23 protein-coding genes are annotated in these 20,001 nt (G+C 61.8%); 11 read left to right on the top strand and 12 right to left on the bottom strand.

Translation table 11 applies throughout. The features are described from left to right. Positions 1-90 precede the first annotated feature (90 nt). The 4 genes from NKI38_RS06135 to NKI38_RS06120 form a co-directional block, all read right to left on the bottom strand. Positions 91-1,344, bottom strand: coding sequence for a L,D-transpeptidase family protein (locus NKI38_RS06135; protein WP_352655644.1), 1,254 nt, complete (start codon positions 1,342-1,344; stop codon positions 91-93). A gap of 356 nt (positions 1,345-1,700) precedes the next feature. Beyond that, the gene (gene ldtR, locus NKI38_RS06130; protein WP_008875359.1) at positions 1,701-2,216 is read right to left on the bottom strand and encodes a transcriptional regulator LdtR; all 516 of its coding nucleotides are present in this window, start codon (positions 2,214-2,216) and stop codon (positions 1,701-1,703) included. Between the two features lie 238 nt (positions 2,217-2,454). Beyond that, complete coding sequence (locus tag NKI38_RS06125; RefSeq protein WP_352655642.1) at positions 2,455-2,877, bottom strand: DUF6163 family protein; 423 nt, start codon at positions 2,875-2,877, stop codon at positions 2,455-2,457. Beyond that, a complete protein-coding gene (locus tag NKI38_RS06120) occupies positions 2,874-3,917 on the bottom strand; it encodes an enoyl-CoA hydratase/isomerase family protein (RefSeq protein WP_352655640.1) in 1,044 nt (347 codons plus the stop codon). Before NKI38_RS06120 ends, NKI38_RS06125 begins: the two co-directional genes overlap by 4 nt. 197 nt (positions 3,918-4,114) lie before the next feature. Here NKI38_RS06120 and NKI38_RS06115 point away from each other — a divergent pair, with 197 nt between their 5' ends. The 5 genes from NKI38_RS06115 (at position 4,115) to NKI38_RS06095 (ending at position 7,712) form a co-directional block, all read left to right on the top strand. Continuing rightward, positions 4,115-4,945 (top strand): DUF8605 domain-containing protein, encoded by an 831-nt coding sequence (locus NKI38_RS06115; protein WP_352655638.1) that lies wholly within the window; start codon positions 4,115-4,117, stop codon positions 4,943-4,945. An 87-nt stretch (positions 4,946-5,032) separates the two neighbouring features. Beyond that, complete coding sequence (gene hemB / locus NKI38_RS06110; RefSeq protein WP_352655636.1) at positions 5,033-6,064, top strand: porphobilinogen synthase; 1,032 nt, start codon at positions 5,033-5,035, stop codon at positions 6,062-6,064. 47 nt (positions 6,065-6,111) lie between these two features. After that, the gene (locus NKI38_RS06105; protein WP_352655635.1) at positions 6,112-6,408 is read left to right on the top strand and encodes a nucleotidyltransferase family protein; all 297 of its coding nucleotides are present in this window, start codon (positions 6,112-6,114) and stop codon (positions 6,406-6,408) included. Further along, positions 6,408-6,758, top strand: a complete 351-nt coding sequence (locus NKI38_RS06100) for a HepT-like ribonuclease domain-containing protein (protein WP_352655633.1) — start codon at positions 6,408-6,410, stop codon at positions 6,756-6,758. Before NKI38_RS06105 ends, NKI38_RS06100 begins: the two co-directional genes overlap by 1 nt. A 306-nt stretch (positions 6,759-7,064) precedes the next feature. Beyond that, positions 7,065-7,712 (top strand): dihydrofolate reductase family protein, encoded by a 648-nt coding sequence (locus tag NKI38_RS06095; RefSeq protein ID WP_352655631.1) that lies wholly within the window; start codon positions 7,065-7,067, stop codon positions 7,710-7,712. Positions 7,713-7,953: 241 nt separating this feature from the next. On the opposite strand, the gene ppk2 is transcribed toward NKI38_RS06095, so the two are convergent. Beyond that, positions 7,954-8,874, bottom strand: a complete 921-nt coding sequence (gene ppk2, locus NKI38_RS06090) for a polyphosphate kinase 2 (protein WP_352635667.1) — start codon at positions 8,872-8,874, stop codon at positions 7,954-7,956. Positions 8,875-9,155: 281 nt separating this feature from the next. On the opposite strand from ppk2, the gene NKI38_RS06085 reads away from it, so the two are divergent. Further along, positions 9,156-10,199 (top strand): aldo/keto reductase, encoded by a 1,044-nt coding sequence (locus tag NKI38_RS06085; protein WP_352655629.1) that lies wholly within the window; start codon positions 9,156-9,158, stop codon positions 10,197-10,199. 27 nt (positions 10,200-10,226) lie between these two features. Here the strand turns inward: NKI38_RS06085 and NKI38_RS06080 are convergent, their stop codons facing one another. Then, positions 10,227-11,198, bottom strand: coding sequence for a glycosyl transferase family 90 (locus tag NKI38_RS06080; protein ID WP_352655627.1), 972 nt, complete (start codon positions 11,196-11,198; stop codon positions 10,227-10,229). A 197-nt stretch (positions 11,199-11,395) separates the two neighbouring features. On the opposite strand from NKI38_RS06080, the gene NKI38_RS06075 reads away from it, so the two are divergent. Continuing rightward, positions 11,396-11,674: a hypothetical protein gene (locus tag NKI38_RS06075; RefSeq protein ID WP_352655864.1), complete on the top strand. Its 279-nt coding sequence runs from the start codon at positions 11,396-11,398 to the stop codon at positions 11,672-11,674. Between the two features lie 66 nt (positions 11,675-11,740). Here NKI38_RS06075 and NKI38_RS06070 read toward each other — a convergent pair whose 3' ends face one another. Continuing rightward, on the bottom strand, positions 11,741-11,974 hold the full coding sequence (locus NKI38_RS06070; RefSeq protein ID WP_244506945.1) for a DUF982 domain-containing protein: 234 nt from the start codon (positions 11,972-11,974) through the stop codon (positions 11,741-11,743). Between the two features lie 117 nt (positions 11,975-12,091). Then, the gene (locus NKI38_RS06065) at positions 12,092-12,757 is read right to left on the bottom strand and encodes a GntR family transcriptional regulator (protein WP_352655625.1); all 666 of its coding nucleotides are present in this window, start codon (positions 12,755-12,757) and stop codon (positions 12,092-12,094) included. A gap of 193 nt (positions 12,758-12,950) precedes the next feature. On the opposite strand from NKI38_RS06065, the gene NKI38_RS06060 reads away from it, so the two are divergent. Next, positions 12,951-14,210 carry a multidrug efflux MFS transporter gene (locus NKI38_RS06060; protein WP_352655624.1) on the top strand — a complete coding sequence of 420 codons (1,260 nt, stop codon included), beginning with the start codon at positions 12,951-12,953 and terminating at the stop codon, positions 14,208-14,210. Between the two features lie 41 nt (positions 14,211-14,251). After that, complete coding sequence (locus tag NKI38_RS06055; RefSeq protein WP_352655622.1) at positions 14,252-14,626, top strand: DUF423 domain-containing protein; 375 nt, start codon at positions 14,252-14,254, stop codon at positions 14,624-14,626. Positions 14,627-14,687: 61 nt separating this feature from the next. Here the strand turns inward: NKI38_RS06055 and NKI38_RS06050 are convergent, their stop codons facing one another. Both NKI38_RS06050 and NKI38_RS06045 read right to left on the bottom strand, forming a co-directional pair. Then, a complete protein-coding gene (locus tag NKI38_RS06050) occupies positions 14,688-14,837 on the bottom strand; it encodes a hypothetical protein (protein WP_352655620.1) in 150 nt (49 codons plus the stop codon). 62 nt (positions 14,838-14,899) lie between these two features. Beyond that, the gene (locus NKI38_RS06045; protein WP_352655618.1) at positions 14,900-15,088 is read right to left on the bottom strand and encodes a hypothetical protein; all 189 of its coding nucleotides are present in this window, start codon (positions 15,086-15,088) and stop codon (positions 14,900-14,902) included. Positions 15,089-15,196: 108 nt separating this feature from the next. On the opposite strand from NKI38_RS06045, the gene NKI38_RS06040 reads away from it, so the two are divergent. Further along, complete coding sequence (locus NKI38_RS06040; protein WP_352655616.1) at positions 15,197-16,282, top strand: LacI family DNA-binding transcriptional regulator; 1,086 nt, start codon at positions 15,197-15,199, stop codon at positions 16,280-16,282. A gap of 13 nt (positions 16,283-16,295) precedes the next feature. Here the strand turns inward: NKI38_RS06040 and NKI38_RS06035 are convergent, their stop codons facing one another. Continuing rightward, positions 16,296-17,489: an OpgC family protein gene (locus NKI38_RS06035; protein WP_352655614.1), complete on the bottom strand. Its 1,194-nt coding sequence runs from the start codon at positions 17,487-17,489 to the stop codon at positions 16,296-16,298. A 253-nt stretch (positions 17,490-17,742) separates the two neighbouring features. On the opposite strand from NKI38_RS06035, the gene NKI38_RS06030 reads away from it, so the two are divergent. Continuing rightward, positions 17,743-18,411 (top strand): alpha/beta hydrolase, encoded by a 669-nt coding sequence (locus NKI38_RS06030; protein ID WP_352655612.1) that lies wholly within the window; start codon positions 17,743-17,745, stop codon positions 18,409-18,411. Between the two features lie 17 nt (positions 18,412-18,428). Here NKI38_RS06030 and sthA read toward each other — a convergent pair whose 3' ends face one another. Next, complete coding sequence (sthA, locus tag NKI38_RS06025; RefSeq protein WP_352655611.1) at positions 18,429-19,817, bottom strand: Si-specific NAD(P)(+) transhydrogenase; 1,389 nt, start codon at positions 19,815-19,817, stop codon at positions 18,429-18,431. Positions 19,818-20,001 lie beyond the last annotated feature (184 nt).

Below are 20,001 nucleotides of genomic sequence, written 5' to 3'. Positions count from 1 at the left end.
GCCGCGCCTCCCCGCGAAAAACGCAGTGGGAACCCGAGCAACGAAAAGGCCGCCCTGATCGGCGGCCTTTTTTATAAAAAAATCAGCAGTTTAAAGCGAAGACGTGATCTGCAGCTCGTTGGCGCCGTCGAGCGCGTAGACGTCGTCGCGGAACTGCACGACGCCCGGACCAGTCGACCAAGCCGAGAGATAAAGGAAGTGGACCGGCACCGGGTTGGTGACCTGGATCGGCGTGTTTTGGCCGGTCTTGATCGCCGCCTCGAAATGCTGGCGGTCCCAGCCGGGCGTGTCGCGCAGGATCCAGGTGACGAGGTCGCGCACGTTCTGGACGCGCACGCAGCCCGAGGAATCGAAGCGCATCATCTTGCCGAACAGGCTCTGCTGCGGGGTGTCATGCATGTAGACCCCGTCGGGGCTCGGGAAATTGATCTTGACCGAGGCCATGGCGTTTTCCGAACCCGGATCCTGGCGGAACCGGTACTTCTCCGCGTCGTCGGTCGACCAGTCCACGTTCAACGGATCGACTTCGCTGCCATCCGGCGCGAACAGGCGGATATGGCTGTCCTTCAGATAATCGGGATTCTTCCGCATCAGCGGAATGATGTCCTTGCGTACGATCGAGACCGGCGCGTTCCAGTACGGATTGACGATGATCTCGTTGATCTTGGAATTGACGATCGGCGTCTGGCGATCGATCTTGCCGACGATGGCGGTATGGCGAAGCACGACGCGGTCGTTTTCGACCGCTTCGATCTGCGCCGCCGGGATGTCGACGAGCACGTAGCGGCTGCCCAGCGTGCCGGCCTTCTCGCGCAGCCGCTGCAGATTGGTCTGCAACTGGCCAAGCCGGATCTGCGCCGAGACATTCATCGCCGCGTAGGTGTATTTGCCCATCGCGCCGTCAGCCGGCAGGCCGTGACGCAACTGGAAGCGCTTGACCGCCGAGTCGACGTAGGAATCGAAAGCCGTCGAAACGCCGGCGCTCTGCGACAGGTCGCCAGAGACCATCAACCGCTTGCGCAACGGCACGACATCGGGATCATCGACGCCGAGCTGCAGTTTCTTGGTCGCGGGAACCTCTACCCAGCCACCCTGCCCGGCGATGTTCTGATATTGCGACACCGCCTGTTCCGTGAAGGCGACGGTCTGCGGGCTGAAGATCGGCAGCGTCGATGCCACCTTGCCGCCTTCGCTGGCGCGGGCGTCGAACTGGTCATCCCAATTGCCGCGCGCCGACGATTTCAGGATATCACCGATCACATCCTGCGCATTGGCGCCGCCGGCGACAACAGCGGCTGCGAGCGCGGAGGCACCGGAAAGGAAAAAGCGGCGGCTGGTTTTCATGGACGTTCCAGACATTTGTAGCAGTTCGATCACTTGCTGCGTTGATCACCGGGCGATCTCGCCCGCACTCTAAAATTGGCAATCTTAACAATTAGCCAACCATGGTCCGTATCATCTTGGTGTGACGACGCACGAGGCGCGATACGGGTTGCCGGTGAACGCATGGTCTTCACCACAGCATCACTGCCACTCTCGGTTCCATTGGAATATGGCGGCAACGTGGCCTTGCTCTCAAATCCGACCGGCCGGCATTCCGAAAAGAAACGGACCGATGCTTTTCGGCACCGGCCCTGACTGAAGGTCGATAGTGCGGCCGCGCTTCTGTGGCGCGGGCCGGATCTGATGCGGCGGATGTCTTACATCCGGTACGCGATGGTGTCGTTCCAGAAGCGGTCGAGCCGCTGCAAAGCGCGGTTCATCTGCTTGAACTCGTCGGTGTTGATGCCGCCGACCTGCTCGATCGATCCGACATGGCGCTCGTAGAGACCGGCAACAACTTCCGCGACCTCGTTGCCCTTCGGGGTCAGCGAGACGCGGACCGAACGGCGGTCGATGCGCGAGCGCTGGTGGTTGATGAAGCCGAGATCGACCAGCTTCTTCAGATTGTAGGAAACGTTCGAGCCGAGATAGTAGCCACGCGAGCGCAGCTCGCCGGCGGTCAGCTCGGAATTGCCGATGTTGAACAGCAGCAGCGCCTGGATGGCATTGATGTCGGAACGGCCGTTGCGGTCGAACTCGTCCTTGATGACATCAAGCAGGCGGCGGTGCAGCCGCTCAACAAGCTGCAGCGATTCCATGTACAGGGAACGGATAGCCTCGCGGCGATCGTCGGATACGTTGGCGGTCTTCGCCGCCGGACGCGAATTGATCATTGTCTTTGCCTCTCGTTTGTCGCCCTGGTGATTTTTTGTTTTTCACCTTGATCGCGACACTATCGAATACTCATAAAATTCGACTTAAACGCTAGGGCTAACAAGAGCTTACCGGTAACAGGTTTCGAAAGAGGCTTAACGAACGGTCACCCGAGCAAGGACAATTAACCTAAAGATTTCGGCAACGATTTCGGGGCTGAGTTCAGGCAGCCGCCAGGTCGCCAATGTGCTCAAGGGCTTAGTGGCGAACCGGGCGCTTTTGCAGGTAGATGACGACGCGGAAGACGATGTAGAGCACCGCCACCGCCGCATGCGAGATGACGATGAGCATTCGGTGGCCGAAAAGCTCGGGAAAGCCGGCATACATCACGGTCTCGGTGGCCGCGCAAATGAACCAGATCACCGGGCCCCAGGACGCCAGCATCCACAGGCCGGCGGCGGCGAAGGGAAAGAACACGGCCAGCACCACCGCGGCCACCTGCCAGTGCACGGGCATAAGGTCGAAACGCCACAGCGGTCCCGGATAGAAGCCGATCAGCTTGATCCAGTAGAGAATGCCGAACAGCAGGCAGTAGCCCGATATGACGCGCTGGAACCAGGCGAAGATCACCTCCACCCCGGAGGGCTGCAGCACGACGCGTCTCGAGGTCACCTCGCTCATATCAAGAGCTCCCTTTCGCCCAACGGAGCGAAATAGGCGTCGACATCGGCCTCGCTGACCGCATCGAGGCTCGCCGGACGCCATTGCGGCTTCGAGCCCTTGTCGATGATGGCGGCGCGGATGCCTTCGTAGAAATCATGGCCGAGAAGCATCCGGTTGAGAATGCGGAACTCCATCTTCATGCATGCTTCCATCGACAGGGTCAGCCCGGCGCTGATCTGGCGCCAGGCGACGCGCAGGCTGGTCGGCGAGCGGGTCCGGATCGTCGCCAGCGTCTTTGCCGCGAACTCGTCGGCGCCCGCCGCACGCTCCAGGCTGTCGATGATGTGTTTCAGGGACGGTTGCGAAAAATGGCTCGATATCGCCTCCAGCGTCTGCCTGTCGGTCTCTCGCCTTGCCTGGACGAAGCAGCCACGCAGCACCGATTCCGGATCGCCGGTCAGTGTCAGCCGTTCGAGGAAGCCGCTCTGGTCCTCTGCCTTGATGGTGTGGGTGGCCAGCCCAGACCACAGCGCATCGCCATAGCGGATGCGATTGCCGGTCAGCGCCAGATACATGCCGAAGGAACCGCCGAGATCGGGCAGCAGGTGGCTGGCGCCGACATCGGGGAAAAAGCCGATGCCGACCTCCGGCATGGCGAACTGGGCATTTTCGGTCATCACCCGGTGCGAGCCGTGGAAGGAAATGCCGACGCCGCCGCCCATGACGATGCCGTCGATCAGGGCGACATAGGGTTTCCTGGAGCTGTTGACGCGGGCGTTGAGCCGGTATTCGTCGGCGAAGAACTCGACCGGCGGTTTTCCCGCCCGGCCGGTCTCATAGACATGCAGGATATCGCCGCCGGCCGAAAAGGCCCTGCCCTCGGCCTTGACGACGACCACATCGACGCCTTGGTCGGTCTCCCAGGCGGAAAGGGCAGCGTCGAGCGCCCTGATCATGCGATGCGTCAGGGCATTGAGCGCCTGAGGCCGCGTCAAGGTGACGACGCCGGCCCGGCCCAGATGTTCGAAGCGGATCTCGTCGCCTCCGCCAAAATCCATCGTGAAAGAATCCCTCCCCCGCGCCGCCGGGATTGAAGTGCTAAAGCGTGGCGCATGGGTGCGTCAATGGCGAGCATACCAGTGCAACCTCTGGCCCGGGCCAAGAACCAGTGCTAAAAATCGAGCTGCAATGCTGGAAAACTGGACGGCGTCGTTGCAGCACAGCTCTGGTGGGTCTTCGAACGGGACGATTGCCTATGACCCGATTTTCGCGCGTTGCGCTGGTGGCAATTGGGCTGATCGGCATCTGCCTGGCTGCTGACCCTGCCGTGGCGACGACTTTGGAAGACCTCTACAAATCTCAGACCATCGTCAACGGCAAATACGAGAAAAACCGCCAGGCCGGCTTCAAGCGCTGTCTCGACGCGGTTCTGGTCCGGGTTTCCGGCGATCAACGTCTGCCGGCAAAACCGGAGATGGCGGCACTGCGGGACAAGGCCGGCAGCTTCGTCGCCGGCTTCAGCTATCGGGACCGCATGGAAGGCATTCCTAACCATGACGACCAGGGCACGTATGATCGGCCTCACAATCTCTATTGCCAGTACAAGCCAGCTGACATCGACCCGGTGCTGGCTTCGCTCGGCAGCAGGCCGTGGCTGACCGAGCGGCCACGGCTGGCGGTGTTTTTGGCGACCGAGCGCGGTACAAGCCATTTCGCGCTCGATGCCGATGACGAGCGCGACGTGCTGATGCGCGAATCGTTCAGCAATGCCGCCCTGCCACTGGCCATGCAGGTGACTTTTCCAACGGCAGCACTGCTGTCGCAGGCCGGGCTGGACGATCAGGCGCTTCGCAACGCCGAGGTGACCAAGCTGGACACAATCGCGAAAAAGGCCGGCGCCGATCAGGCGCTTTCCGGCAGCCTCGTTTGGAGCGACAAGGAGTTGGGCTGGATCGCCGACTGGCGGCTGGCGATGGCCGGTAAGACCTATCAGTGGGAAGTGCGCGGCGTCGGCTTCGACGAGGCTTTTCGCATTGCCATACGTGGCGCGGCGCAGATCCTGTCGGGCAATGGCCAACCGAAGTAGGCCCCGGCCGGATCGCTGGCACAAACGTGTCGCATTGGTCAGCGGCGGGGGCTCGTGGTAAAAAGCCGCCGAACGAGAGTTTTGGCGATGAACAAATTCACCCCCGCAAAGCCAGCCGGCGCACGCAGCGTCGACGACGTCACCGGCAGCCGCCGCTTGCGCCGCATGCGCAAGGCAGACTGGTCGCGCCGTCTCGTGCAGGAGAACAGGCTCTCGGTCGACGATTTGATCTGGCCGATCTTCGTCGTCGACGGCAGACAAGTGCGCGAGCCGATCGCCGCCATGCCGGGGGTCTTCCGCCTGTCGATCGATCTCGCCGTCAAGGAGGCCGAGCGCGCGGCAAAACTCGGCATTCCCGCACTTGCCACCTTCCCCAATGTCGACATCTCGCTGCGCGACCAGACCGGCTCGCACATTCTCGACCCCGACAATGTCATCAACCGCGCCACCCGTGCGATCAAGGACGCGGTGCCGGAGATCGGCATCATCACCGACGCCGCGCTCGACCCGTTCACCAGCCATGGTCATGACGGCATCCTGCGCGATGGCATCATCGTCAACGACGAGACCGTGGAACAGGTGACCGCCGCGGCCGTCATCCAGGCGGCGGCTGGCGCCGACATCATTGCGCCGTCCGACATGATGGACGGCCGCATCGGCGCCATCCGCGACGCGCTCGACGCCAACGGTTTTCAGGACGTGGCGATCATGTCCTACGCGACCAAATTCGCGTCGGCCTTCTACGGCCCCTATCGCGAGGCGGTGGGCACCGCCGGCCTGCTCAAGGGCGACAAGAAGACCTACTATATCGACCACGCCAATTCCGACGAAGCGGTGCGCGAGGCCGAACAGGACATCGCGGAAGGCGCCGACATGCTGATGGTCAAGCCCGGCCTGCCCTATCTCGACATCATCCGGCGGCTGAAGGACGAATTCCAGATGCCGACCTTCGCCTACCAGGTGTCCGGCGAATATTCGATGATCAAGGCGGCGGGCGCCAATGGCTGGATCGATGGCGAAAAGGCGATGCTGGAAAGCCTGCTCGCCTTCAAGCGCGCCGGCTGCGACGGCATTTTGACCTATTTCGCGCCCGAAGTGGCGGAGCTGCTGAAGGGATAGGCCGCTAGGTCGTTTGGAATTTTAACGCAATCCGCTAGAATGAATTCATGAGCAGGAATGAGGTCATAGAGCGGTTGCAGAGAAATGCAGATGCCATCAAAGGCATGGGCGCGACTTCGCTTTATCTCTTCGGATCGACTTTGCGGGGCGACGCAGGGCCTGACAGCGATCTCGACCTCTTCATCGATTATGATCCTGCAAGGCGCTTTTCGCTGATCGATCTGGCCGGCATCAAGCAATTTCTTGAAGAGAAGATGGCAGCGGAGATCGATATCACCACCCGCGACAGCCTCAATCCCATGTTGAAGGCCGATATCGAACGATCTGCCGTGCGAATATTCTGATGGCAGTGCGCCGGATCGAACCGATTCTAGCCGAAATCATAGAAGCCTTGGACGGCATCGGCGCTGCCACCGCAGGCAAGACTCTGGATGACTTCAATAGCGACTGGCTGCTTCGACATGGCATCGAGCGCGGGATCGAAATCATTTCCGAAGCTGCCCGGCACATTCCGGAGGATTTGGCAGCCCTTGCCCCCGAGATTCCATGGAAACAAGTTCGTGGGATAGGCAACATTTTGCGTCACGAATATCACAAGACCTCCGGTACGATAGTATGGGCTGTAGTGACCGACAGCCTGCCGCCACTACGTCTTGCTGTCGAACGTATGCTCGAAGCATCGCGGCGCCAATAATTGTGGCCAGCAGACAGGCTGCGGCGGCATCCTGTTTCGCGGCGCAAGGGGAAGTGTGAGATTTATCTCGTCATACGCAATCGCATCCAGAAGGAGTATTTTTTGCGCATCGGATTCTTGTCTGCACATGTAACTACCGCGTGTAACTAGCGCGGCAGCAGCGACCGGTTCTCGCCAGCGAGGCCGCTGGCTTGTCTTCAGAGCCGACAGTCCGATCGTCGCCCTAGAAATACCACTTGCAATTCGCAATCAGTTTGCTACAAGAAACTGATTGCAAAATACAACTGGTTATTTGAGGAGGCTCGCATGCCCAAACTTCGCGTCAATGCTTTCACCCTGTCGCTCGACGGCTATGGCGCCGGTCCGGATCAGGATCTGCAAAATCCGCTCGGCGTCGGTGGGGAATCCTTGCACAAGTGGTTTGTCGACACCCGCACTTTCCGTGAGATGGTGCTCGGACAAGATGGCGGCACCACCGATATCAACGAGGCGTTCGCGGCGCGCAGTTTCGAAAATGTCGGCGCCTGGATCCTCGGCCGCAACATGTTCGGGCCGATCCGCGGCGAATGGCCCGATGACAGCTGGAAGGGCTGGTGGGGCGATAACCCGCCCTATCATGTGCCGGTTTTCGTGTTGACCCATCACAAGCGCGAACCGATCGTCATGGAGGGCGGCACGACCTTTTATTTCATCACCGACGGCATCCATTCGGCGCTTGAACAGGCAAAAGCAGCGGCTGATGACAAGGACGTGCGGGTGGGCGGCGGCGTCGCCACAATCCAGCAATATCTCCAGGAGAAGCTGATCGACGAGATGCATCTGGCGATCGCGCCGGTGCTGCTCGGTACGGGCGAGAACCTTTTTGCCGGCCTCGACATGGTCAAGCTCGGCTATGTCTGCAGCGAGCAGGTTGCGACGCCGCTCGCCACGCACGTCACCATCAAGCGGAAGTAGTTACAGCTCTTTCTCCCCGTCACTATACGGGGAGAAATGCCCGGCAGGGCAATGAGGGGCGGCGCGGCCGGTCGAATGTTGAATATTGTGTTGCCGAGAATGCCACCGATGGCAATATGGGCGCAGAATAAGCTTCGCCCGTTCAGCGACTTTACCGAGTTCAACTGTCTAAATCAGCGCCGCCCCTCATCCGCCTGCCGGCACCTTCTCCCCGTATAGTGACGGGGAGAAGGAAGAATCTTCAATACTTTTCCGGCACGTAGAGTTCGCGCGGCAGCACCTGGCGTTCGTATTCGGGATTGAAGACGCGCTCCGGCAGCGTGATCTCCTCGTGCGGCACTTCCTCATACGGCATCTGCTTAAGCAGATGGCCGATGCAGTTCAGCCGCGCCCGCTTCTTGTCATTGCCCTCGACGATGAACCAGGGCGCCTCCGGGATGTTGGTGCGGGCGAAGGTCTCTTCCTTGGCCTTGGTGTACTGCTCCCAGCGCACGCGCGACTGCAGGTCCATCGGCGACAGTTTCCATTGCTTCATCGGATCGTGGATGCGCATCAGGAAGCGCATCTGCTGTTCCTCATCGGTGATCGAGAACCAGTATTTGACCACGGTGATGCCCGAGCGGACCAGCATGCGCTCGAACTCCGGCACGTCGCGGAAGAATTCTTCGACCTGATCGGGCTGGGCAAAGCCCATCACTCGTTCGACGCCCGAGCGGTTGTACCAGGAGCGGTCGAACAGCACGATTTCGCCGCCGGCCGGCAGATGCGGGACATAGCGCTGGAAATACCATTGCGACTTCTCGCGCTCGGTCGGCGCCGGCAGTGCCACTACACGGCAGATGCGCGGATTGAGCCGCTGCGTGATGCGCTTGATGACGCCGCCCTTGCCGGCCGAATCGCGCCCCTCGAAGATCACCACCAGCTTCTTCTTGTGGTAGGCGACCCAGGACTGCAGCTTGATCAGTTCGGACTGCAAGGTGATCAGGTCGCGAAAATATTGCATGCGATCGATCGAAGGCGGATGCGCATTCTTGTAGATCTTGGCGATCTCCATCGACAGCGCCGGCTCCGACATTTCGAGCTCATAGTCCTCGTCGAGCGTGTCGGCGAGCTCGGCTTCCAGCCAGTCCCTGGCAGGAGAATTCTGTTTTAGCTCGGTCATTTCAGCTGCTCCGCTTGCAAGCTCTGTCGATGCACGTCCGGCGCCCCGAAACTCCCGGCTTACGTCCCGGAACGGCAACACCTGAGCCGACTTCAATATAGCCCGCCAGTGACGGTTTTATTGCAGCCTGGAACGTGACGCCGCCGCTGCAAATCCCGTGAGGCATGATCGATCCGTCGTCGTGGCATGGCGACAAGCGGCTCAAATTGTCCTACAAATAGCAGTCACATTCGGGGCACCCCTCCCCAGCCCCTTTCCCAATGCAATCGCGAGGATCTGACATGGAATACCGCACTCTCGGCCGTTCCGGCTTGAAGGTTTCGACCCTGACCATGGGCACCATGACTTTCGGCGGCGCCGGCGCGTTTTCGGCGGTCGGCAAGACCGACCTCGACGAGGCGCGCCGGATGATCGACCTCTGCATCGATGCCGGCATCAACGTCATCGACACCGCCAATGTCTATTCGAACGGCATTTCGGAAGAGATCATCGGCGAAGCACTTGGCGGCAAGCGCAAGGGCGACGTGCTGATCGCGTCCAAGGCACGGATGCGGATCGGCCAAGGTCCCAACGATGAGGGCCTATCGCGCCATCATCTGATCCGCGAATGCGAGAAGAGCCTGAAGCGGCTCAAAACCGACGTGATCGACATCTATTTCCTGCACGAATGGGATGGCGTGACGCCGCTGGAGGAAACCATCGCCGCGCTCGACACGCTGGTTGCCCAGGGCAAGATCCGCTATGTCGGCTGTTCCAACTATTCCGGCTGGCAGGTGATGAAGGCGCTCGGCATCAGCGACAGCCATCACCAGCCGCGCTTCGTCACCCAGCAGATCCACTACACGCTGGAAGCGCGCGAGGCAGAGTATGAATTGCTGCCGATTTCCGTCGACCAGGGGCTGGGCGTTATGGTCTGGAGCCCACTTGCCGGCGGATTGCTGTCCGGCAAATACCGCCGCGACAGCCCCACCGCCCGCCAGCTCGCCGGCTGGTCCGAACCGCCGATCCGCGACGAGGACCGGCTGTGGCGGATCGTCGACGTGCTTGTCGAGATCGGCACGCAGCGCGGTGTGTCGGCAGCGCAGGTGGCACTGGCCTGGCTGCTCAGCCGGCCGGCCGTCAGCTCGCTGGTGATCGGCGGCAGGACCGAAACGCAGTTCCAAGACAACATCGCTGCGGCAAGCCTGGTGCTCACCGGCGACGAACGCGGTCGCCTCGACGCGGTCAGCCGGCCGCCTTTGCTCTATCCCTACTGGCACCAGCAGCTGACGGCAAAGGACCGCTTCGGCCCCGCCGATCTGGTTCTTGACCGCCGCGGCATCTGACGAGCGGGCGCCAAAGCCCGCGACACTCTAACCCTCGATAAAACGCCAGACCTCGGGATCGGGCTCGATCTGGCCGCTGAGGACAAAATATTTGTAGATCACGAGCAGCGAGATCGCCTGCTCGTCCTGTTCGTTGGAGAATTGGCGGCAATAGGCATTGGCCGCGGCGATAATGCGTTGGGCCTCGGCCGGGTGCTGTTCGAAATAGCGCACCTTGTCTGCGACATCGGCGAAATCCGGATCCAGCGGCACGTAGTGGACACCGGCCTCGAGCTGCTTTTCCGCAAACCATGTCTCGTATGTCGGCGGCGGCATCAGGCAGAGCGAGTTCGAATTCAGGATCCATTTGAGGTTCGTCGCAACGTCGTTGCCTTCGATGGAGACGATGTAGCGGTAACGCTGCTGCTGGCTGACGCTGAGAAAGGGCTTGGCGTATTCGGCCGGCGCGTTCGGCTTGTGCGAGCCGGCATCGCAAAACGGCAGGTCACGCACGGCGTCGATAAATCTTGTCCGTTTGGGATTGTTGAGATCGCCGCGCCAGACCACGGCCGGGCGCTTGTCGGCGAATGCAGTTGCGTCGGCCGGCATGTGGAAGTGCCGAAACTTGTTGAATTTCATGATGACCGCATTGCTGTCATCGGCGCGGATCGGCCGATCCTTGACGAGCGTCGGCACCTTCGGCACCTTGATGACATCGCCGAATTTGACGTCGACGAGCAATGCCGGGTCGAAATAGCGGGCAAACTCCCTCAGATCGTAATAGTACATGGTCGGCGTGGAAGGCAGCTTGTCGATACGCACCGCGGCCGGGCTGGGCGTAAACGCTTCCTGCAGCTTGTTGTAGTAATTCAGCCGCCGCCGCACCGCCTCATCCGAGAGCCTGGCCTTCTTGAGCCGGTCGGCCAGCTGCCGGCGAAACAGCGCCTGCGGCACGACATCGCGCGCGAGGTTTCGCGCATAGTAGTAAACCTTTGCCGTCGTTCGTGCGATTGTGGCCATCAGTCACTTGATAAAAACAAAACGGGCAGTTCCCAATGGGTTGGCGCCCGGTTCTCCCTACACCATTGTGCCGCGCATCTTGCAAGCCTGGACCGTCATCGATGCAAACCGCCGGGCACTATCGCTTCAGCTGTTGTGTTTGACGGCTAATGCTCCTAGGCAGGGTCAGAGCCGCTAAAAGCAATTCCGGGAAAAGCGTGAAGCGCTTTTCCCGGGAAAAGCGCGTAGCGCTTTCCCTATGGGATTGCGTCAAACAAAGAGATGGAGCGATTCTGCGTTTCCGTGAAACGACGAACCGGTCCAGCAGTGAAAAAGGAGCCGATATGGCGCGACCACCAAATTACGATCAGGAACGCAAGGAACGCGACCGCCAGAAAGCGGCCAAGAAGGCCGAGAAGCTGGCAGCCAAGGTTGCGGCGAGGGAACGTTCGAAGCCCGAGGACGAGACCGAAGGCGAAACCGAAAAGGCAAAGTGACGGCAAAAGGCCCGCAAATGCGGGCCATGCCTCAATCCGGATAGCCGCCCAGATGGCCGGCTTGTGTCAGGCCGGCGCCTTGTCGCTGACGAAGACGTCCACTTCACGCGCTGCCGCGATGAAGGCGCGCCTGGCGTTCATCGCCGGCTTGTCGCCGGCCAGCGCGTCATGGCAAGCCTGCAGGGCCGCGCGATGCTTGGGGCTGCGCTTGCCGGGCCAGCTGTTGAGGAGGTAGTCGGAAGCCTCACGCGCCGTCCGCAAGAGCTGAGTGCTTCCCGCCGCGACTGACTTCACAGTCACAGGTGTTTCAAATCGGTTGTTTTCCATCGCCGCTCCTTACGCCATCGGCGTCTGTGAAGCGAGGCCGAAAGTGCGCATAGGTCCAGACGCCGCTTTTTGCGTCCCCTACCCCACGCCTTAAGCGGCGACGACGGCAAAGCCTCTGGCACGAAGACCGCGCCGATCGTTGGCCAGCGACGTCACCAGCCGGTCGCGGCTGCCGACGATGTGGGTCGAAAGCAGGCGGGCGGCTTCATCGGCATCGCCGAGGCGTGCCGACGCCAGAATGGCGCGATGTTCGGCCCAGGCGCGGCTGAGGGCCGCTTCGTCGCGAACCTCCAGCCAGCGCGCCCGCGACAGGCGTGTCATGGCATCTCGGACCGCCCGGAACAGGAATTCGTTGCCCGACAGACGCGCCAATTCGATGTGAAAATCCATGCCGACACGATGCCATTCCTCGCGCGGCGTGTCCTTGTCGCAGGAGTCGAGCATCGCCTCGATGACATCGACGGCGCTCCGGTCCGCCAAGCCGCATGTCAGGCGAAGTGCCGCAACCTCGACCGCCTCCCTGTAGACGGCGATCTGCTCGAGTTCGGCCAGGTTGATGGGCGACACCGTCCAGCCACGTCCGTCCCTGCCGACCAGGCCCTCGGTCTCGAGCCGTAGAAGTGCTGCCCTGATCGGGGTTCGCGACGCGCCGAAGCGGCTTTCGATCCAGCGCTCGGTCAGCTTCTCGCCAGGACCGATCTCAAGGCCCAGGATCATCTGCCGAAGCTGTTTTTCGACGCTCTGCATCTGCGACATTGTCGTTTCCATTTTCGGACCGGCTTCGGACCATTTGCCGGCGATCGGCTTGCCGGTCGCGGTTCCCGTTCACGTTTGAGAGGGTTGCATTGACAGCGGCTGAGCTTGCGTCCATGACGGGTACCATCTTGGTATCCCAAATTGGTATCCGCAGCAACCCGCAGTTCCGCATTGCTCGGACAGGACATATGACATGCCGCAGAACACGCCCCCGGCGACCGACAGCACCTACAACATCCACTGGCGGCGCAATCTGTTCGTGTGTTTTGCCGGTTCGTTCTCGACGCTTGTCGCCATGACGCTGCTGCTGCCGTTCCTGCCGCTCTATATCGAACAGCTCGGCGCCGAGGGCCACGCGGCGATCGTGCAGTGGTCGGGAATCGCCTACGGCGCGACCTTCTTCGCGGCGGCGCTGGTGGCGCCGCTCTGGGGACGTCTCGGCGACCGCTACGGCCGCAAGGTGATGCTGGTTCGCGCCAGCTTCGGCATGGCCATATGCATGTCCCTGACGGGCATGGTGCAAACGGTCTGGCAGTTGGTGCTGCTGCGGCTGCTGATCGGCTTTGCCGGCGGCTATTCTTCGGGATCGACCATCCTCGTCGCCATGCAAACGCCCAAGGAGCGTTCCGGCTGGGCACTGGGCCTGCTGTCGGCCGGTATCACGGGTGGGGCTCTGGTCGGCCCGCTGGTTGGCGGCGCCCTGCCCCCGCTGATCGGCATCCGCGCTACCTTCCTTTTGTCCGGTGGCGTCATCTTCCTGGCGTTCCTGGCGACCACGTTTCTGATCAAGGAAAATCCCCGGCCGAAACCAGCAGACGCGGCTGCGAGAGAGAAGCCGAAAGGCGGCTGGGCGCAAATACAGGACAAGCGTCCTGTTATCGCCATGCTGGCGACCGGCATGCTGTTGAGTTTCGCCACCATGTCGATCGAGCCGATCATCACCGTCTATGTGCAGCAGTTGATCGAAGACCAGAGCCGCGTGACGCTGATCTCAGGCGTCGTCATGTCGGCGGCTGCGCTTGGCGCCATCCTGTCGGCTTCGCGCCTCGGCAAGCTCGCCGACCGCATCGGTCACTGGAACGTCGTCATCGGCGCGCTCGCCGTCTCGGCGCTGCTGCTGATCCCGCAGGCCTTCGTCACGCAGAGCTGGCAACTCATCGGCCTGCGCTTCCTGATGGGCCTGGCGCTGGGCGGGCTGTTGCCCTGCATCACCAGCGTGATCCGCCATAATGTTCCCGATGGGGTCGGCGGCAATGTGCTCGGGCTGTCGATCTCCGCCCAATACATCGGGCAGGTCGCAGGCCCCTTGCTGGGCGGCTTTGCCGGTGGCCATTTCGGCATGCGCTCGGTGTTTCTGGGCACATCAGTCTTGATGGCGGGCGGCGCGGTGTATAACTGGCTGGCGCAGTCACGCCGCGAGCAGGACATGCTCGTCAACGCCGGCAAACCCTGACCGGGTTGGGCGTATCTCTCTGATATCACGGAGCCATGGACATGAGCACAGCCGAGCAATTTTCCGGCAACATCGGCCGTATCCTCGTCCTGGCCGGCGGCCTCTGTGGCGCTGCGGGCGTGGCGCTGTCGGCCGCGGCGGCGCATCTGGGCGGCGCCTTCACCGGCACCGCCGCTTCCTTCCTGCTCATGCATGCGCCGGTCTTCCTTGCCGCCGGATTGCTTGGCGCGAACCGGATGCTGCACATCGGCAGCCTGGTCCTGCTGGCTGGGCTTCTGTTGTTCTGCGGCGACCTGTTGGCCCGCGACTTCCTCGGCTCGCGGCTATTCCCGCTGTCGGCGCCGATCGGCGGCACCTTGCTCATCGCCGGCTGGCTGGCGATCGCTGCCTCGGCACTGGTGCGCGCGCGTTCCTGACGCCTCTGGGCGCACGCCCCGATACCAGGTCTGCGCCCATCAAACCTCGTTTGCGGAGCAGTCAGTCCTGCCGGCGTTCGGGCTGGATGAGCAACTCGCGATTGTGCCGCCGCAGCCTCGCCAACCGACGCGCCTCCGGCCGCTCCGACGCCGGTGCGATGCCCCAGTAGTTGCGGTAGATGTCTTCGAACAGATAGCTCATGGGATGCATGATGTGCACTCCTTTCAAAACTTGAATCGATCCAATCCGCCGCCACGAAAAAGCGGCGTCGATCAGCTCCGCTTGCGCTCCACGAGGAACCGCAGCTCGCGAACCCATGGGCTGGCCTTGCCACGACGCTTCAGGGCCGCGGCATTCGAGCTGATGCTCCAGTCGTTGCGATAGATGTCTTCGAACAGAAAGTTGACGGGATGCACGACCATCTCCCCCTTGTCTTGAATCGATCCAACCTTCAAAGCCATTATTTCCTTTGGATCGATTCAAACAATACACCTCACCAAGCCCTTGATCAAGCCAAAATTTGAACCGATCCAACGAAAGTGCTAGATGGGGGAATTCAGGAGACGAAAATGGCGCCATTGACCTCTGCAAAGACAAGACCGGTCCGGCTGGCGGACATTGCCAAAGCGGCGGGCGTGTCGCACGGCACCGCGTCCAACGTGTTCGCCCGCCCCGAGATCGTGCGCGAGGAGGTCCGCGAACGGGTCAAGGCGGCAGCCGAGGCAATGGGATATGGCGGACCCGACCCCAAGGGCCGGCTGCTGCGCGCCGGCAAGGTCAACGCCATCGGTGTCGCCACCGCCGAACCATTATCCTATTTCTTCGAGGACCCTTTCGCCCGGGTGATGATGGCCAGCATCTCGCAGGCCTGCGACGCGACCGGCGCGGGGATCTCGCTGGTCTCCGCCGCCAACAGCGAACAGCTCGCCTGGAACATCCAGAGTGCGCTCGTCGATGGCTTCATCGTCTTCTGCGTCGATGGCGGCTCAAAGCTGGTCGAACTGGCGCGTGACCGCAAACTTCCCTTTGTGGCGCTCGATCTTGATTCAGACGACGACGATGAGGCCGTCGCGGCGATCGGTGTCGACAACATCGCCGGGGCAGGCCTCGCGGCCCGCCATCTGACCGAGCTTGGGCATCGTCGCTTTGCCGTGCTTGCCCTGCCCTGCGCGGACGCAGGCTTCGGCCCGACCACGCGAGAGCAGATGGAGAAGGCCCTCTATTCCGGAACGCGCGACCGCCTGCGCGGCTACTTCGCTGAACTCGCCCGAGTCGACATCGACATCTCGAAGGTTCCGATCTACGAAACGACCAATGACGAGAAGAGCGTATGGGCCGGCCTCGATCATATTTTCGCCGGCGCCGAGACACCGACCGCCATCCTGGCGATGTCGGACAGGATCGCGCTTCATGCGCTGGATTGGCTGCGACAGCATGACATCACGGTGCCGGGCGACGTTTCGATCGTCGGCTTCGACGGCGTCCCGGAAGGAGCGGTTTCCAAGCCGCCGTTGACAACAATCGTCCAGCCGATCGCCGAGATGGGCCGCCTTGCCGTCAAGGCAATCCTTGAAAATGACGGCTCGCCCACCAGCCGGCAATCGCTGCCGGTCGAACTCGTGGTGCGAGCTTCATCAGGCCCCTCGCCCGCCTGAAACGCCAGACCCGTCAGCGCCCCATTCTTGGCGCCATCGACGACATGCCGAACGACGCATGGATGGGCGGTGCCGCGTTGCGCGCCGGCCTGCTTTTCCCGGACCAGCCAAGGCCTGAAAGCCATTCGAGATAGTAGGCGAGCGCGAACTGCATGGCGATGCCGGCTGATATCAGCAGGCTGTCATAGGCAAACCCGCCGGGATTGATCAGCTTCAGCACCTGCGCCGCCATTGCGAGCACCGTGCCGGCAATAAAAACCGGCAGCGATCTTTTGCCCAGTATGGCAAGCGGATGATCGCGCCCGGCGCGGAACAGGTTCGAGATGGCCGGGAATGCCACGATCAGGTAGCTCACCGCCAATATATGCAGCAGCCTCGGCAGTGACAGGAACGTCTTGTCGAAGCCGGTCAGCACCGGAGACAGGCCAAACCAGGAGATATGCCCCCAGAGCGGGCTGTGCACCCAGACCAGCGCCACAGCGGTGTAAGCCAAGGCGGCACCGACCAGCCAGCGACTGACCGGGATGGTGCCACCGCGACGCACATGCAGCGTGCCTGCCAGGCCGATGTTGAAAAGGAACTGCCATGACAGCGGGTTGAGGAACCAGAAGCCGGGCTCGGGGTAGTTGGGCGGAGCAATCTGGTAAATTCCCGCGACCAGCCACAGCGCGCCGGATGCAACCAGTGCCAAGACCGGCCGATAGCTGACGAAGAGCAGGAAAAGCGGCGTCAGCAAGAGCAGCACCGTATAGACCGGCAGGATGTTGTTGTAGCCGAGCTGGTGGCCAAGCGTCACGATGCCGATCAGCACTTGCGGCGCATTCTTGATCAACGGCTCGATGTTGATCATCGTCAAAAGCTCCGGTCGCCTGGCGAACACCGCCGCGGCGCAGAAGATCGCCATCACCACCATGGTGGTGACGATGTGGGCGGCGTAGAGCACACCGGCGCGGCGCCACATCTTCAATGTTGCCAGCAGCCGGTTTCCAGGCTGGAATTTCTTCCCGTAAGCGAGCGCGACCGAGATGCCGGAGATCAGCACGAAGACCTCCGCCGCATCCGAAAAGCCGAAATTCTTGTAGGTCAGATACTCGAAAGCGGTACCCGGCACATGGTCGATAAAGATGGTCAGCAGAGCGAGAGCGCGGATCACATCGATACGGGTGTCGCGCTCCGAGACACGCGCATCGCGGTCTGGGACACGCATTTCGCGATCCGGGACACGCGTGCCGCGGTCTGGGGAAATCTGGGTGGTCATCGACAAAAAGGCCTCAAAGCTGGTTGTTCATACCGGCAATGCGACCCCCGGCGCACCGCTTCGATTCCTCCCGAAGGAATGTTATCGGCGAAGAAACGGACTGTAGTGCGCCCGGTTCAATCAACTTTCGCGGAGCTTGAAAATATTACGTTTTGAAGCCGGCAAACTGACCGAAGTCATCATGAAATCAAAAGGATGAGGCATGACCGAAGAGACCTCACAAGATGGTGCGTTACAGCGTGATCTCGCCTTCCCCTATCGCCTTTACTGCCCGGCGGATTCAACTGGCGAATGCTTCTTCCTGCTGCATGGGTCTGGTGTCGACGAGACGACATTGGTGCCGCTGGCACGAGAGATAGCGCCGCGCGCCATGCTGATCGCGGTGCGCGGCCGCATTGTCCAGGAGGATGGTTTCCGCTGGTTCTCGCGCATCACGCCGACGTGCTTCGAACAGCAGAGCATCCGCATTGAAACCGATGCCTTTGCGGGCTTCGTCACCGACGTGGCCGCGCGCCACCACCTCGATCTTTCCCGTACGAATTTCCTTGGCTATTCGAACGGCGCCAATCTGGTTTCGAGCCTGATGCTGCTGCATCCCGGCCTAGTCGAACGCGCCGCACTGCTGCGACCGATGCCGGTGCTCGACGATGTGCCGGTGACGGATTTGTCAAAGGTACGGGTACTGATGATCGCCGGCGCGGCGGATCTCACCTACGCGCCCTTCGCGCCGGCACTCGTCACGCTGCTCAGCAAGCACGGCGCCGAGATCGATGCCCGGATTGTTCCATCGGGTCACGAATTCGGCAGCGCCGACGCGGTGATCGTCCGGCAATGGCTGTCGGGATCGGCGGCGGTAGCGAAGGCAGGCTGACTGCCTCACCAGCCTGCCTACCCTCTTCCCATCCGGTTCCAGGCATCCAGCCCGGCGATCTTGTAGGCTTCGGCGAGCGTCGGATAATTGAAGGTGTTGTTGACGAAGAAGTCGACCGTGCCGCCGAGATTGATCACCGCCTGGCCGATGTGAATGAGCTCGGTAGCGCCCTCGCCGACGATATGCGCGCCGAGCAGGCGGCGCGTTTCGATCGAGAACAACAGCTTCAGGAAGCCTGTATTGACGCCCATGATGTGGCCGCGCGAGGTTTCACGAAAACGCGCCACGCCGACTTCATAGGCGGCACCACTCTCGCGCACCTGTTCCTCGGACTGGCCGACGGTCGAGATTTCCGGCACCGCATAGATGCCATAGGGAAATGTTTCCGGTGGCGGCGGCAAGGGCACGCCGAACGCATGGCAGGCCGCCACCCTGCCCTGCTCCATGGAAGTCGAGGCCAGACTAGGGAAACCGATGACGTCGCCGGCGGCGTAGATGTTGGGCACGCTGGTCTGGAAGGATTGCGGATCGACCTTGATGCGGCCTCTGGCGTCGGCATCGATGCCGACGACATCCAGGCCCAGGCTGCCGACATTGCCGGTGCGACCGGCGGCGTAGAGCACGACTTCGGAACGGATGGTGCGGCCATCGGCCAGTTCGACCTCGGCAGCGTCCGGCTTGGAGCGGATTTCCTTGACTGCGCTGCCAAGCCGGATGGTCATGCCGCGATCGCGCATCTGGTGGATGAAATCGTCGACGATCTCGCGGTCGACGAAATCGAGGATGGAGTTGCGCGGCTCGACCAAGGTCACCGGCACGTCGAGCGCGGAAAAGATCGTCGCATATTCGACGCCGATGACGCCGGCGCCGATCACGGTCAGTGTGCGCGGCAAACGATCCAGTTCCAGCATCTCGTCGCTGTCGAAGACGCGGGCCTTGTCGAAAGGTATTTCGCTCGGCCGGTGTGGCCTTGTGCCAACCGCGATCAGTGCGTTGGCAAAACCGACCTCGCTGTAATCGCCGGTGTCTGATGTCAGGCTGACCTTGTTGGGGCCGAGAAATTTCACCGCGGCGCGGGCGCTCTTGACCGTGTTGCGCATGAACTGGTGCTGCAGCACCTCGACCTCGTGGTCGAGCGTCTTGTGCAGGCGCTCGACCAGATCGCCGACCGAGATATCCTGCTTGACCCGGTAGCCGCGGCCGTAGAAGCCGCGCTCGCGCCAGCCTGACAGGTTAAGCACGGTCTCGCGCAGCGTTTTCGACGGAATGGTGCCGGTATGCACGGAGACGCCGCCGAGGCGCCTGCCGCGGTCGACCACCAGAACCGATTTGCCGAGCTTGGCCGACTGCACCGCGGCACGGCGGCCGGAGGGGCCGCTGCCGATGACCAGCATGTCGTAATCCATATTGCCCCGTCCCCGCCCGTGAGCGCTTTGTTGCGCCGCAGCAAGCTAATGCCATTCGCGCCGCAAATTCAACCGACTCAGATCGCGTCCCACATCGTTCGAGCTTGCGCGTCGCGAAAAGCCCGATCTTGATTCCGCCACAAGCTCTCACCATTTCACTGATGAGTTGCCCGCACCCTATGCC

The organism is Mesorhizobium sp. M0621 (assembly GCF_040320745.1).
Taxonomy (GTDB): Bacteria; Pseudomonadota; Alphaproteobacteria; order Rhizobiales; family Rhizobiaceae; genus Mesorhizobium.
Note: the sequence above shows the minus strand (reverse complement) of the source record. Positions and strands in the feature narration are given on the sequence as shown.

Excerpts from the sequence above, each read along its gene's own strand:
- NKI38_RS06060 (WP_352655624.1), top strand. The coding sequence starts at position 12,951 with ATGCCGCAGAACACGCCCCCGGCGACCGACAGCACCTACAACATCCAC.
- NKI38_RS06050 (WP_352655620.1), bottom strand. The coding sequence starts at position 14,837 with ATGCATCCCATGAGCTATCTGTTCGAAGACATCTACCGCAACTACTGG.
- ldtR (WP_008875359.1), bottom strand. The coding sequence starts at position 2,216 with ATGATCAATTCGCGTCCGGCGGCGAAGACCGCCAACGTATCCGACGAT.
- NKI38_RS06120 (WP_352655640.1), bottom strand. The coding sequence starts at position 3,917 with ATGGATTTTGGCGGAGGCGACGAGATCCGCTTCGAACATCTGGGCCGG.
- hemB (WP_352655636.1), top strand. The coding sequence starts at position 5,033 with ATGAACAAATTCACCCCCGCAAAGCCAGCCGGCGCACGCAGCGTCGAC.
- NKI38_RS06040 (WP_352655616.1), top strand. The coding sequence starts at position 15,197 with ATGGCGCCATTGACCTCTGCAAAGACAAGACCGGTCCGGCTGGCGGAC.
- ppk2 (WP_352635667.1), bottom strand. The coding sequence starts at position 8,874 with ATGACCGAGCTAAAACAGAATTCTCCTGCCAGGGACTGGCTGGAAGCC.
- NKI38_RS06030 (WP_352655612.1), top strand. The coding sequence starts at position 17,743 with ATGACCGAAGAGACCTCACAAGATGGTGCGTTACAGCGTGATCTCGCC.
- NKI38_RS06065 (WP_352655625.1), bottom strand. The coding sequence starts at position 12,757 with ATGTCGCAGATGCAGAGCGTCGAAAAACAGCTTCGGCAGATGATCCTG.
- NKI38_RS06095 (WP_352655631.1), top strand. The coding sequence starts at position 7,065 with ATGCCCAAACTTCGCGTCAATGCTTTCACCCTGTCGCTCGACGGCTAT.
- NKI38_RS06100 (WP_352655633.1), top strand. The coding sequence starts at position 6,408 with ATGGCAGTGCGCCGGATCGAACCGATTCTAGCCGAAATCATAGAAGCC.
- NKI38_RS06045 (WP_352655618.1), bottom strand. The coding sequence starts at position 15,088 with ATGGCTTTGAAGGTTGGATCGATTCAAGACAAGGGGGAGATGGTCGTG.
- NKI38_RS06085 (WP_352655629.1), top strand. The coding sequence starts at position 9,156 with ATGGAATACCGCACTCTCGGCCGTTCCGGCTTGAAGGTTTCGACCCTG.
- NKI38_RS06135 (WP_352655644.1), bottom strand. The coding sequence starts at position 1,344 with ATGAAAACCAGCCGCCGCTTTTTCCTTTCCGGTGCCTCCGCGCTCGCA.
- NKI38_RS06035 (WP_352655614.1), bottom strand. The coding sequence starts at position 17,489 with ATGCGTGTCCCAGACCGCGATGCGCGTGTCTCGGAGCGCGACACCCGT.
- NKI38_RS06080 (WP_352655627.1), bottom strand. The coding sequence starts at position 11,198 with ATGGCCACAATCGCACGAACGACGGCAAAGGTTTACTACTATGCGCGA.
- NKI38_RS06055 (WP_352655622.1), top strand. The coding sequence starts at position 14,252 with ATGAGCACAGCCGAGCAATTTTCCGGCAACATCGGCCGTATCCTCGTC.
- NKI38_RS06125 (WP_352655642.1), bottom strand. The coding sequence starts at position 2,877 with ATGAGCGAGGTGACCTCGAGACGCGTCGTGCTGCAGCCCTCCGGGGTG.
- sthA (WP_352655611.1), bottom strand. The coding sequence starts at position 19,817 with ATGGATTACGACATGCTGGTCATCGGCAGCGGCCCCTCCGGCCGCCGT.
- NKI38_RS06115 (WP_352655638.1), top strand. The coding sequence starts at position 4,115 with ATGACCCGATTTTCGCGCGTTGCGCTGGTGGCAATTGGGCTGATCGGC.
- NKI38_RS06105 (WP_352655635.1), top strand. The coding sequence starts at position 6,112 with ATGAGCAGGAATGAGGTCATAGAGCGGTTGCAGAGAAATGCAGATGCC.